We start from the raw sequence: 13020 nt of genomic DNA on the forward strand, positions 1-13020 counted from the left end.
CTCACTTGATTATCCGGTGCGGAACGTACGAGGACGTGTCGTCGGTGATCAGGCCGGTCGTCTCCCGGATGCCCAGCCCGGCGGCCTCGTCCTCGACCACCCAGGCGCCCAGCACCGGGCGCTGGTCGTCGAACTCCGGCAACGGCCAGAACTCCTGGTAGACGAAGCCTTCGGCACCGTACTGCCCGTGCGTGGCCTGCGTCCCGGACGGCGTGACGATCTGCATGCTCGCGCCCTCCCGTCCGAGCAGGGGCTTCTGGATGTAGTTGAGCAGCGGGCCCGGGGTGCGCAGGTAGGCGGGCAGCAGGTTGGGGTGGTTGGGGTACATCTCCCAGAGCACCGCGAGCAGCGCCTTGTTGGAGAGCAGCATCTTCCAGATCGGCTCGACCCAGGTCATCGTCGGCAACGCGTCGACGACGTTCTTGCCGAACAGGTCGTCGACCGCCCATTCCCACGGGTAGAGCTTGCAGACCGTGTTGATCTCCCGCTCGTCCAGGTCGACGAAACGCTTGCGCCCGTAGTGCCAGCCGATGTCCTCGACCGCGATCGAAATGCCGTCGAGCCCGGCCTGCTGCGCGGTCTCCTGCAGGTAGGCGATCGTCATGACTTCTTCGCCGGACTCGTCCTCGTTGGTCCAGGTGAAGTGGACCGGGCCGGACGGAGCGCGGGCCGCGACCTTGCGCCAGCCCTCGATCAGCCGCTCGTGCAGCGAGTTCCACTGGTCGTCGTCGGGATAGACGTCTTCTTTCCAATACCACTGGATGATCGACGTCTCGACCAGGCTGGTGGGGGTGTCGGCGTTGTACTCCAGCATCTTGGCCGGACCGGTGCCGTCGTAACGCAGGTCGAAGCGCCCGAACAGGTGCGGGTCGCGGCGCTGCCAGGACGCCTCGATCGAGGGCACGACCCAGCCCGGGATGCCGAAGTCCTGGTACCGCTTCGTGCCGATGACGTGCTCGACGGCTTCCAGGCACATCTGGTGCAGCGTCTCGACGTCGGCCTCGATCGAGAGCACTTCGTCCATCGTGAACGTGTAGTGCACCGACTCGTCCCAGTAAGGGCGGACGAGGTGCTCGGGGTGGCTCGTGCGATGGAACGCGAGGCCCTGCGTCTCGATCGTGTGTTCCCACCCCGGACGCGGGGTGGATTTCTCTCGGCGCACGGCGTCAGCTTCCGCTGGAGGAGCGGCTGCCGAACCCGCCGCGCTGGATCGTCTTGCCCTTGGTGGTGGTGATGTGGGCGTCCTTCGGCTTGACCGTGGTGCCCTTGTAGATCCGTGAGCCCCGGTGGGAGCCCCCGTAATACCAGAAGTAGCCGCCGTGGCTGCCGTGGTAGCCGTCGTCGTCGCAGTAGTCGTCGTCGATGACCCGGTACGAGCCGTCGCTCTGGTAGCTGTTCCGGTCGACGCAGTACGCGGTGACGTCGTCGTTGCTGCCGCACGCGGCGACCGTCAGCGAGAGCGCACCGATCATCCCGATGCGGACCTTGGCGGACCTCATGCGCCGGCCGGGGGGCTTCCGGGTGACCGTCGGAACGGGTCGGCTGGTGGGGATCTCGCGCTCGTCAGGGCCGGTGCCCACTGTCGGAACTCCATCCGTTTTCCACGACCAGATCGGCGACCGAGTGTAAGCGCATCTCACCAGTTCACACCCGTCTTGCGTCAACATCCGGACCTCGCGCCGCCGAGGTACTTCCGACGGTACGGCTTCCACTGCACGGGGTTACTAAACTGACCCCCATTCCACCGGTCCGGAGGCCCCCTTGCCGGTCACCTTCCTGATCAGCGCCGCCCCCGAGGATTCCGCCTGGGTCACCGCGATCGCCGGCGTCCTCGACGGCTCGGGGCTCCCCTGGCAACGAGTCGTCAGTAGCCACGATCTGGCGTTGAACCCGGTCTTGGACGGCCTGGGCAGCGACGAGTTCGCCGTCCTGGTCACGGTGTTCTCACCGGCCTTCTTCGTCGATCCGCACGGTCGGGATCTCTGGCCGGTCGCGGACACGATGGCCGGCCGCGGACGTCTCCGCCTGCTGCCGATCATGGTCGCGCCCACGCCGTTACCGCCGCCGCTGCGCGACTACCAGTACGTCGACCTGGCCACGACTCCCTTTCCGGCTGCCATCGAGGCGCTGCGCGCGACCTTCCGACAGGTCGCCGGGCAGACGCCGGCGGCGCCTCGCCGTCGGGTCGGGCCGTTGCGCGTGGCCGTGACGGACGGCCCCTACTCCGAGCGAATCCAGTCGGCCGTCCGTCGGCTTCCCGGAGTGCAGACGGCCCGGCTGACGGAGCCCGCGGACGTCGTTCTCCTGATACTCGGCCGGGATTCCATCGTCTCCGGGTACCCGGAATCCGACGAGTTCCTCCGCATAGCTGGTCACCAAGCGGCCGGTGTGACGGTGATCGTGCCGGTGTTGTGCGACCCGGTGGAGTGGGACCGCCTGCCCCTCGGCCACGCACCTGCCCTTCCTCGGGGCGGGAAACCGCTGAACTCCTGGGCGAGCCTCGACGACGGCGTCCGGAGCGTGGTCGACGGTGTACGCCTCATCTGCGAAGAGATGTTCCGACGCCGGGCGGGTTCGCTGGTGTTCGACAGCGTGCAGGAGCAGGAACGTGGGATCTCGGAGCGGGTGGCGTTCGCGGGGCAGTACGCGCTGGACGAGGTGTTCAAGCGGAACGGGACGCCGACGCTGACGTTCGTGGAGCCGCCGGACTACGCGCGGTTCGTCTCCGCGCTGCGCACGCCCGGGCGGGGCATCGTGCTGGAGGGACCGTCCGGCATCGGCAAGACCACGCTCCTCCAGCGCGCGATCGAGAACCTGGACGCGAAGCGGCGCCCGCTCGTGCTCTCCGGCCGGCGCCGCGCCGACCGGCCGCGGATCGAGAAGCTCCCGGACGGCCACCACGGCACCGTCGTCGTGGACGACGTCCACCGTCTACCGGCCGCGGTCCGCGCCGACCTCGTCGACTACCTCAAGCTCCTCGCGGACGAGGAGTCCGACGACAAGCTGGTGCTGATCGGCATCCCCGGCACCGGCGAGAGCCTGGTCGAACTCGCCCACGACATCGCCACCCGGATCGACGTGTTCCGCCTCCCCGCCGTCAGCGACGCCACGATCGACGAGATGGTCCGCAAGGGCGAGCAGGCCCTCAACGTCGAGTTCGCGCACCGCGCGCAGATCGCGCTCGCGGCCGCCGGCAGCCTGCTCACCGCCCAGATGCTGTGCTGGGAACTGGTCGCCGCCTACCGGATCGAGCGCACCCGGGCCGCCCGCACCCCGATCGGCACCGACGTCGGCGTCGCGCTCGCCGAAGTGCTGAAGGCGTGCGAGCTGAAGTACGGGCCCGCGTTACGGCGGTTCGCTGCCTTCGACGGCCCCACCGGCACCGGCTGCACGGAGCTGCTCGCCGCGCTCGGCGGCAGCGGCCGGACCGGCGCGGACGGCGTCGTCCGGGTGGAGCGCAGCGACCGGTCGCTCTGGCCGGGCTTCGCCACGCTCGCCGAGCGCTTCCCGAGCGGCTTCACCGACGACGAGCCGGACGTCGCCACCCACCTGCACTACGACCCGAACCCCGGCTACCTGATCGCCGAGGACCCCCAGCTGCTGTTCTACCTGCGTCGGCTGTCCGCCGAACGGCTCTACGAGACCGTCGGCAAGCGACGACCGCGGGTGCGGGACCAGGTGTTCGTCAGTTACTGCCACGCCGACCAGCAGTGGCTCGAGCGGCTCGAACGGCATCTCCGCCCGTTCGTCCGCGACCGCACGATCGACGTCTGGTCGGACCGGCGGATCGCGGCCGGCGACCGGTGGCGTGACGAGATCTCGGCCGCGCTGGACCAGGCCCGGGTGGCGATCCTGCTCGTCAGCAGCTCGTTCCTCGCCTCCGAGTTCATCGCCGGCACCGAACTCCCGGCGCTGCTGAGCGCGGCCGAGTCGGGCGGTTGCCGGATCATTCCGGTCATCGTCAACCCGTGCCTGTACGAGTACGTCCCGGAACTGGCCGAATTCCAGGCGGTGAACCCCGACGGGCGGCCGCTCACCGGCATGAGCGAGCACGAGCAGGACGAGGTTCTGGTGCGCGTCGCGGCCTCGTTGAAGGGCGCGTGAGCTGGCTCATCACGGTTTCGCCGCAACCCGGCGCCGGATGCGGACCCGGCTCGATCGACGACGTACGCTTACGCCGCGTCAATCCCTACCGTTCGAGTCGGAGATCCGAATGACCCGCGCCTCTCGGGCACTTGCCCTGGTTCTTTTCGCCGCACTGGCCGTGGCCGGCTGTGCGCCGGCCGACGAGGACACGGAGACCACCGCGAGCGCGTCGACGTCGTCGGACGCCTGCGCCCCGGGCGCGCTGCCCACGCTCACGTCGGGCACGTTGACGATCGGCACCGACAAGCCCGCCTACGAGCCCTGGTTCTCCGGCGACGACCCGACCAACGGCAAGGGCTACGAGTCCGCGACCGCCTACGCGGTGGCCGAGCAGCTCGGTTACCCGAAGGACAAGGTCAAGTGGGTGACGGTGCCGTTCAACAACGCGATCGCGCCGGGTAAGAAGACGTTCGACTTCGACATCAACCAGGTCAGCATCTCCGACGAGCGGAAGAACGCCGTCGACTTCTCGTCGGGCTACTACGACGTCCGGCAGGCGATCATCGCGCTGAAGAGCTCGCCCGCGGCGAAGGCCAAGTCGATCGCCGACCTGAAGGGCTACAAGATCGGCGCGCAGGTCGGCACGACCTCGCTCGACGTGATCCAGAACGTCATCAAGCCGTCCGCGAAGCCCTCGATCTACCAGAAGAACGACCTGGCCAAGACCGCGCTGAAGAACGGCCAGGTCGACGCGATCGTCGTCGACCTGCCGACCGCGTTCTACATCACCGGCGCCGAGGTGACCGACGCGGCGGTCGTCGGCCAGTTCGAGAACACCGTGGGCACGCCGGAGCAGTTCGGTCTCGTCCTGGACAAGGGCTCGAAGCTGACCGCGTGCGTGTCGAAGGCCGTGGACGCGATCAACGAGGACGGCACGATCGCCGGCATCGAGGACGAGTGGCTGTCGAAGGCGACGAACGCTCCCGTACTCAAGTGACCTATGTAAAAAGTGAGCGGCAACTCGCCCGGGAGCGCTACCGGCGCTCCCGGGCGTTCCGTTCCGCCGGTATCGCCGGGGCCAGCTCGCTGGTGGTCGTGGTCGCGCTCGTCGTCGGCGTCGTCAGTTCGCCCGGCTGGCAGCGCGTCCAGGAGACGTTCTTCAGCTGGAAGGACGCCAAAGCGGCGTTCCCCGACGTCCTCGAAGGGCTCTGGCTCAACGTCCGTCTGCTGCTGTTCTGCGGCGTGGTCATCCTCGCGTTCGGGCTGCTCCTGGCGCTCATGCGGACGCTGCGCGGGCCGGTGTTCTTCCCGCTGCGTGCCTTGGCCACGGTCTACACCGACCTGTTCCGCGGCATGCCGGTCATCATCACGTTGCTGCTGATGATCTACGGCGTACCGGCGCTGCGGCTGACCGGCGTCACGAACGATCCGATCTACCTCGGCGGCGCGGCGCTGGTGCTGACGTACTCGGCCTACGTCGCCGAGGTGTTCCGGGCCGGCATCGAGTCCGTGCATCCCTCGCAGCGGGCCGCGGCCCGGTCGCTCGGGCTGAACTGGCGTCAGACGATGCGGTTCGTCGTGTTGCCGCAGGCCGTGCGGCGGGTGGTTCCGCCGCTGCTCAACGACATGGTCTCGTTGCAGAAGGACACCGGGCTGGTGTCGATCGCGGGCGCGGTGGACGCGGTCTACGCGGCGCAGATCTACACCGGCCAGACGTTCAACTACACGTCGTACGTGGTGGCCGGGTTGTTGTTCGTGGCGCTGACGATCCCGATGACGCGGTTCACCGACTGGGTGACCGCGCGGATGAACCGGCGCCAGTCGCAGGGAGGAACGGTATGACCTCGGTCCTGCGTGCCGAGAGCGTCCGGAAGGTGTTCGGGTCGCACGTCGTGCTGGACGACGTCGACCTGGACGTGCCCCAGCACACCGTGACGGTGCTGATCGGGGCATCCGGCTCGGGCAAGTCGATGCTGCTGCGGTGCGCGAACCTGCTGGAGACGATCGACGACGGCGCGATCTTCCTCGAGGGCCGGGACATCACCGACCCGCGGGTGAACGCCGACGAGGTGCGGCAGCGGATCGGCGTGGTGTTCCAGGCCTACAACTTGTTCCCGCATCTGTCGGTGCTCGACAACATCACGCTGGCGCCGCGGCGGGTGCACCGGACCGCGCGCAGAGAGGCCGAGGACAAGGCGATGGCCCTGCTCGAACGGCTCGGGTTGGGCAAGAAGGCGGCCGACTACCCCGACCGGCTCTCCGGTGGCCAGCAGCAGCGGGTGGCGATCGTGCGCGCACTCGCCACCGACCCGACGCTGCTCCTGCTCGACGAGATCACCGCGGCGCTCGACCCCGAGCTGGTCGGCGAGGTGCTCGAGGTCGTGCGGTCGCTGAAGGACGACGGGATGACGATGGTGATCGCCACCCACGAGATGGGCTTCGCCCGCGAGGTCGCCGACCAGGTCTGCTTCCTGGCCGACGGCAAGGTCCACGAGCGCGGCACGTCGGCCGAGATCTTCGGCTCCCCGAAGGAGGAGCGCACCCAGCAGTTCCTCCGCCGGATCACCGAAGCCCACCGGCTCTGACCGATCAACCCGCGGAGATTCGCTCGTGCTTCAGTTGCGGCACGATCCGCGCAACCGTCTCGAAGTCCGCGTCCTCGTGCAGCACGGTCAGCTTCAAACGGATGGCGGTAGCCACCACCAGGTGATCAGCAACCGACAGCCCTTGATGCACGCTCTGCGTGGCGAGCTCTCGACGTACTGAGGTCACGATCTCCCATGCGTCGTCCGGTACCGGCACCCACGGATACGCGTCTCGAAGGCTTTCTTCGACGCGGAGATAGCTCTTCGCGTCCGCGATGGTCAGCGCTTCCGTGAGGACGGGATCGCAGATGGCCACCAGCCCACGAGTGATTCGCTCGTGCCATCTCTCGTCGACCTGTCGACGGATGATGCGCACCAATGCGCTGGTGTCGACGAGATAGTTCACTGGTCGAGTTCGTCGAGCCGGTCGAAGTCGAATCCACCCTCGTCGGCAACCTGCTGCAACTCCGTCAGTGCGCGTTCACGCCGCGCGCGCGACTCCTCAACCGCGAGCCGCAGCGCACTGTTCACGGTGTCTTTTTTGGTGGCAGTGCCCAGCGCCGTCGTCGCTTCGGCGAGCAGCTCTTCGTCGACATCAAGTAGTGTTTTCGCCATCGACCTAAACCCTCAGAGGATATCTAAGCGCTACACGTATATCCAAATATAGCAGGGCGATGAACCTACCGAACGCTCTTGATGGGCTGGACGGTAAGCGCGGCTATCAGGGCCGTGATCAGGGACAACGCGTAGAGCACCGGGTAGCCGAGGTCGTCGCGGCCGAAGAGGGAGAGGGCCGCGCCGCCCAGGGCGCCGGCGAAGACGTAGGGCAGGTTGTTGGCGATGTTGATCACGCCGAGGTCCTTGCCGCGGTCCTCGGCGCGCGGCAGCACCTGTGTGATCAGCGCCTGGTCCACCGCGGCGTAGCAGCCGAACCCGATCCCGAGCAGCAGCGACCCGATGATCGCCGCCCACGTCGTCGGCGAGGCCAGGTAGAAGATCGCGGCGACGCCCTGCAGCACCGACGACACGACGACGAGCATCTTCCGGCGCCCGGTGCGGTCGGACCACCGCCCACCCAGGATCGCCGCCACCACCGCGCCCGCGGTGTAGAGCACCACCAGGTACAGCGTCCACTCGTCGGGGTCCACCCCGATCCGGTCGCGCAGGTAGAACCAGAGGTAGACCTGCGCCAGCGCGTTCGACAACTGGATGAAGAACCGCCCGGTCCAGGCCCAGGCGAAGTCCGCGTGACGCAGCGGCGTCAGCGTCCCCGCGAGGATGGCCCGGAACGAGGTCGTCGGCCGCTCCGACACCTGTAGCGGCACCCCGCGGGTGAACAACGCGAACGGCAGCACCATGAAGACGGTGAACACCGCGAGCGCGAGGTACGCCGAGACCACCCCGGCGAAGACCGTGCTGACCAGCGCGATCCCGATCAGCGGCCCGGCTGCCGACGCGATGCCCCAGAGCGACGACGCCCGCGCCCGCTCGGTCACCGGCACCTCGTCCGGCAGCGCTGCGGTCAGCGCCGCGCTGATCGAGGAGAGCCCCACCTGCACCAGCGCCCAGATCACGACCATGCCGACGACGGTGTTCTGGTATCCCTGCGCGACCAGCCCGACGATGGTCACGACCGCGCCGAACAGCACCCAGATCTGCCTCCGCCCCCGAGCCGCGAGCGTCCGGTCGGAGTACGCGCCGACCAGCACGTTCACCACGATCGTCACGAGCGCAGCCACCAGCGTGACGACGCTGACCACGGTCTCCTTGTGGTCCGGCGAGATCGACTCGGCCTGCCGCGGCAGCACCACCTGGGCCGCCGCGAACATCACCATGAAGAACGCGAAATGGCCGAGCGTCCAGGACGTCAGCCAGCGGCCGCCGGGCGACCTGGTCGGCTCGTCGAGCGCGGAGCGACGAGCGGCCTGATCAGGGGAGCCAACGGCCATTGACCGTCCTCATTCAGCCGGGCGGAACGTGAGTGCGACTCATATTCGGAGCACCGGTCGGCCGTGTCAGCCGAATCCCAGAATTCGACTATTGAAATACCGCCAGCGCTTCGGCCACCGCAACGTACCGCTCGTAGCGTTCGTCGAGGTTTCGTCCGGGTTCGTGTCGCCGCACCACCCGTACACACGCGTCCACGGCCTCGCTCAGGTCGGCGTAGACCCCCACGCCCACGCCGGCCAGCATCGCGGCGCCGCGCGCACCGGCCTCGGTCGCGTCGGTGACCTCCACCGGCAGCGCCAGCGCGTCGGAGAGGAGCTGCGACCACTCCGGGCTGCGTGCGCCACCCCCGCACAGCCGGGCCGCCCCCACCAGTGGGAACGACGACCCGAGCGCGGAGACGTGCCACCGGTGGTTGAGCACGACGCCCTCGAGGACGGCCCGGAACACGTCGGCGCGGGTGTGCCAGCCACGCAGTCCGACCAGCCCGGCCCCGGACGACGGCACCGGCGCCCCGTACAGGAACGGCAGGTAGAACGGGTCGTCGGCGTGCGGCACCAGCGCGTCGTCCCGGGCCGAGGCGGCCGCGATCGCCTCCTGGTAGGTGCCGGAGAACTGCCGAACGGCCCACTCCAGGTTCGACGCCCCGCTGGGTGACGTCGACATGTGCAGCCACCGCGGCGACCCGCGGTCGGGGAAGAACGTGCGTGCCTGCCAGCGGGGATCGGCCACCGGCGCGTTGCCGACGACCTGGTTGATGCTGAACGTGCCGAGCACCAGGCTCAGCGCGCCGGTACCGATCGCGCCGATGCCCAGCGCGTTGGCGTCGACGTCGTGGCAGCCGGTCACCACCGGTGTGCCGACCCGCAGCCCGGTGCGGGCCGAAGCCTCCGCCGTCACCCCTCCGACGACGGCGGAGGAGGCACGCATCGGCGGGAGCAGGCGGGCGTACTCGTCCAGCCCGTACAACTCCAGCACCGCGGTGGACCACTCCTGCGTCCACAGGTCAGTGGCGAACGCGCTTCCGTCCGTGGGGTCGGTGGCGACCTCGCCCACCAGCCGCAGCCGCAGCCAGTCCTTGCAGTACAGCAGCGCGTCCGCCGCGTCGAGCGACGCCGGTTCGTGGTCACGCAGCCAGGCGAGCAGACCGGCCGGGTTCCAGGGCCAGGGCACCTGGCCGGTGAGCGTCAGCGCCTCGTCGCCGGCGAGCGTGCGCAGCGCGGCGGCCTCGGCGACCGCACGCGAGTCGGTCGCGAGGATGGCCGGCCGCACCGGTCGCCCGGCCGCGTCGACGAGGTGCGCGCCGTCGTTGTGGCCGGCCAGCCCCACCGCCAGCACCGCGGTCGGGTCGACGTCGGCGGCCTGCAGCGCCCGGTGCACCGCGTCGGCGGCGACGTCCCACGCCGCGTCCATGTCCCGCTCCTGCCAGTGCGGGTGCGGCGAGGAGATCGCGGTGGCGCCCTGCGCGACCGCGATCTCCGTTCCCGTGAGGTCGAACAGCGCCGCCTTGATGACGGTCTGCCCGGCGTCGATTCCGAGGAGCACTACGGGATGACCTCGATCTTGCGGCCCTTTCCGGCCGCGAACTGATCCAGGGCCGCCGCGTAGGAGTCCAGCGGCAGCCGGTCGGAGATGAAGACGTCCGGGTCGAGGACGCCGGTCGCGAACAGTTCGGCGGCACGCTCGAAGCTGTGCAGCACCGCCATCGAGCCGGTGATCGTGATCTCCTGGTTGTAGATCTTGTACGGCTCGATCGTCGCGCGGGCCGCGTAGTCCGAGACACCGAACTGCAGGAACGTGCCCGCTTTGCCGACGCGGCCGAGCCCGTCCTGGATCGCGTTGATGTTGCCGGTGGCGTCGATCACCAGCTCCCAGCCCCGCGGCCGGTCGAACTCGTCGGCGCTCGCGGCCGTGCCGGTCACGCCGAGCAGCTGCGCGGTCTTCAGCCGCTCCGGGTTGAGGTCGACGATCTCGACGCTGGCGGCGCCGACGCGCTTGGCCAGCTGCAGCATCATGAGGCCCATCGTGCCCGAGCCGTAGATCAAAATGTGTGCGCCGAGCTGCGACTTCAGCACGTCGTACCCGCGGACCGCGCACGACAGCGGCTCGATCAGCGCCGCGTCCTCGGTGCGGATGTGATCGGGCAGCTTCACGCAGTTGGCTACCGGCGCCACCGCGTACTCGGCGGCGCCACCGGACGTGGTGACGCCGATCGCGCCCCACCGCTCACACATGTTCTCTTTGCTCTGCCGGCAGTAGTAGCACTCGTGGCAGTAGAGCGACGGGTCCACCGCGACGCGGTCGCCGACACGCAGTTCGGTGACGTCCGAACCGACCTCGACGATGACCCCGGCGAACTCGTGGCCGGGGACGACCGGCAGCGTCGGCGCGAACTCGCCCTGCAGGATGTGCAGGTCGGTACCGCACAGGCCACAGGCGGCGACGTCGACGACGACGTCACGCGGGCCGGGCTTCGGGTCGTCGACGGTCGTCACCTCGACGGCACCGACTCCGGTGATGACGGCGGCTTTCATGGAGCATCTCCCCGAGTGATTATTTGACGGCACCGAGCGAAAGACCCTGGACCAGCTTGTCCTGGGCGGCGAACCCGGCGGCCAGCACCGGCAGCGAGATCACGGTCGCGGCCGCGCAGACCTTGGCCAAGAACAACCCCTGGCTGGTGACGAAGCTGGTCAGGAACACTGGAGCGGTCTGGGCCACGACGCCGGTGAGGACGCGGGCGAACAGCATCTCGTTCCAGCTGAAGATGAAGCAGATCAGTGCGGTGGCGGCGATACCCGGCATCGCGACCGGCACGATCACCCGGCGCAGCACGGTGATGAGCCCGGCGCCGTCGATCGCGGCGGCCTCCAGGATCTCGACCGGCACCTCGGCCAGGAACGAACGCATCATCCACACCGCGATCGGCAGGTTCATCGAGGTGTACAGGATGACCAGCGTCCAGACGTTGTCGAGCATCCCGGCCTGCTGCGCGATCAGGTAGATCGGGAGCAGGCCGGCGACGGCAGGCAGCATCTTCGTCGACAGGAAGAAGAACAGGACGTCGGTCCACTTCCGCACCGGCCGGATCGCCAGCGCGTAGGCGGCCGGGATCGAGAGCGCCAGCACGATGAGCGTCGAGAGGATCGACGCGGTCGCCGAGTTGATCAGCGGCGGCCACGGTGACGCGCCGCTGGTGGCGCCGAAGAACTCCCGGAAACCCTGGAGCGTCAGCTCGGCGGCGATCGACGGCGGGTTCGTGGCGGCGTCCTGCTCGCTGTGGAACGCGGTGAGCACCATCCAGGCCACCGGCAGGAAGAACGTGATCCCGATGATCCAGGCCAGCAGCCCCAGCAGCGGAGCGGACTTGCTGCGGCGGGGTCCCGCTTTGGTCGCGGTCGTCATGCCCGCCCCTCCTCTTCCTTGAACAGCGACGACACGACGCGCAGCGCGAACGTGGCGATCGCGATCGTTCCGATGACCACGACCACACCCGCAGCGGACGCGCGTCCGTAGTCGTGGGCCTGGTAGAAGGTCTGGTAGATCGTGTACGGCAGGTTGGCCGTGCCCAGCCCGCCCGACGTCAGCGTGAACACCGCGTCGAAGTTCTGGACGATGTAGATCGAGCCGAGCAGCGCACCCAGCTCCAGGTAGCGGCGCATGTGCGGCAGCGTCAGGTGGGTGAACGTCTGCCACGCGCTGGCCCCGTCGACCTTGGCGGCCTCGAGGGCGTCGAGCGGCTGGCTCTGCAGACCGGCCAGCAGGATCAGCATCATGAACGGCGTCCACTGCCACACCAGCGAAGCGATGACCGCCCAGAGCGGCGCTTCGGTGATCCAGTCCGGCTGCGGGGCGTCGTCGCCGAACAACCAGGTGAGGACGCCGTTGAGCAGGCCGTACTCCGGGTTGAAGAGCGCGTGCTTCCAGAGCAGCGCGGCGGCGACCGGCACCACGAGGAACGGCGCGATCATCAGCGTCCGCACCGCGCCGCGACCGCGGAACGAGCGGTTGAGCAGCAGCGCGATGCCCAACCCGAGCACGAGGCTGATCAGCACGACCGCGACGGTCAGCAGGATCGTCGTGACGACCGAGTCGCGCAGGGTCGCGTCGGTGAAGACGTCGGCGTAGTTGCCGACGCCGGCGAACCCGCGCTGGTCGGGGTAGAGCGAGTTCCAGTCCATGAACGAGATCACCAGCGTGGCCACGAACGGCAGCTGGGTGACGATGATCAGGAAGACCAGGGCGGGCAGGAGCGGCGCCCGGCGAGCCCAGTCCCCGGTGCGGCGGATCGCGGTCGGAGTGCGCTCCGGCCCGGTCGGAGTGGGCTTCTCTTCGGTCGGTGCGATGGCGGTCATCGGTATCCCCCTTCAGGGCGCCATCAGGGGTGTCGGGGGTCGGCGCC

13 protein-coding genes are annotated in these 13020 nt (G+C 68.9%); 4 read left to right on the forward strand and 9 right to left on the reverse strand.

Annotated features, from left to right (window positions below; genetic code table 11):
• Position 1 precedes the first annotated feature (1 nt).
• Both ABD437_RS06660 and ABD437_RS06665 read right to left on the reverse strand, forming a co-directional pair.
• Entirely contained in the window at positions 2-1162 is a 1161-nt protein-coding gene (locus tag ABD437_RS06660; RefSeq protein ID WP_344647841.1) for a glutathionylspermidine synthase family protein, read from the reverse strand.
• Positions 1163-1166: 4 nt separating this feature from the next.
• Positions 1167-1499, reverse strand: coding sequence for a hypothetical protein (locus tag ABD437_RS06665; RefSeq protein WP_344647842.1), 333 nt, complete (start codon positions 1497-1499; stop codon positions 1167-1169).
• Between the two features lie 262 nt (positions 1500-1761).
• On the opposite strand from ABD437_RS06665, the gene ABD437_RS06670 reads away from it, so the two are divergent.
• The 4 genes from ABD437_RS06670 (at position 1762) to ABD437_RS06685 (ending at position 6671) form a co-directional block, all read left to right on the forward strand.
• Positions 1762-4104 carry a TIR domain-containing protein gene (locus ABD437_RS06670; protein ID WP_344647843.1) on the forward strand — a complete coding sequence of 781 codons (2343 nt, stop codon included), beginning with the start codon at positions 1762-1764 and terminating at the stop codon, positions 4102-4104.
• Positions 4105-4213: 109 nt separating this feature from the next.
• Entirely contained in the window at positions 4214-5083 is an 870-nt protein-coding gene (locus ABD437_RS06675) for an ABC transporter substrate-binding protein (RefSeq protein ID WP_344647844.1), read from the forward strand.
• Positions 5044-5928, forward strand: a complete 885-nt coding sequence (locus ABD437_RS06680) for an amino acid ABC transporter permease (protein WP_425558097.1) — start codon at positions 5044-5046, stop codon at positions 5926-5928. Before ABD437_RS06675 ends, ABD437_RS06680 begins: the two co-directional genes overlap by 40 nt.
• Positions 5925-6671 (forward strand): amino acid ABC transporter ATP-binding protein, encoded by a 747-nt coding sequence (locus ABD437_RS06685; protein ID WP_344647846.1) that lies wholly within the window; start codon positions 5925-5927, stop codon positions 6669-6671. Before ABD437_RS06680 ends, ABD437_RS06685 begins: the two co-directional genes overlap by 4 nt.
• Before the next feature lie 4 nt (positions 6672-6675).
• On the opposite strand, the gene ABD437_RS06690 is transcribed toward ABD437_RS06685, so the two are convergent.
• The 7 genes from ABD437_RS06690 to ABD437_RS06720 form a co-directional block, all read right to left on the reverse strand.
• Positions 6676-7077, reverse strand: coding sequence for a PIN domain-containing protein (locus ABD437_RS06690; RefSeq protein ID WP_344647847.1), 402 nt, complete (start codon positions 7075-7077; stop codon positions 6676-6678).
• Positions 7074-7286: a type II toxin-antitoxin system VapB family antitoxin gene (locus tag ABD437_RS06695; protein WP_344647848.1), complete on the reverse strand. Its 213-nt coding sequence runs from the start codon at positions 7284-7286 to the stop codon at positions 7074-7076. The genes ABD437_RS06690 and ABD437_RS06695 overlap by 4 nt, the downstream gene beginning before the upstream one ends.
• A 65-nt stretch (positions 7287-7351) precedes the next feature.
• Positions 7352-8620, reverse strand: a complete 1269-nt coding sequence (locus tag ABD437_RS06700) for an MFS transporter (protein ID WP_344647849.1) — start codon at positions 8618-8620, stop codon at positions 7352-7354.
• Between the two features lie 88 nt (positions 8621-8708).
• Entirely contained in the window at positions 8709-10163 is a 1455-nt protein-coding gene (locus ABD437_RS06705; protein ID WP_344647850.1) for an FGGY-family carbohydrate kinase, read from the reverse strand.
• The gene (locus ABD437_RS06710; RefSeq protein ID WP_344647851.1) at positions 10163-11152 is read right to left on the reverse strand and encodes a zinc-dependent alcohol dehydrogenase family protein; all 990 of its coding nucleotides are present in this window, start codon (positions 11150-11152) and stop codon (positions 10163-10165) included. The genes ABD437_RS06705 and ABD437_RS06710 overlap by 1 nt, the downstream gene beginning before the upstream one ends.
• Before the next feature lie 19 nt (positions 11153-11171).
• Entirely contained in the window at positions 11172-12023 is an 852-nt protein-coding gene (locus tag ABD437_RS06715; protein WP_344647852.1) for a carbohydrate ABC transporter permease, read from the reverse strand.
• Positions 12020-12973, reverse strand: coding sequence for a carbohydrate ABC transporter permease (locus ABD437_RS06720; RefSeq protein WP_344647853.1), 954 nt, complete (start codon positions 12971-12973; stop codon positions 12020-12022). Before ABD437_RS06720 ends, ABD437_RS06715 begins: the two co-directional genes overlap by 4 nt.
• Positions 12974-13020 lie beyond the last annotated feature (47 nt).

It is taken from the genome of Cryptosporangium japonicum, assembly GCF_039524755.1.
In the GTDB taxonomy this organism is placed as follows: domain Bacteria; phylum Actinomycetota; class Actinomycetes; order Mycobacteriales; family Cryptosporangiaceae; genus Cryptosporangium; species Cryptosporangium japonicum.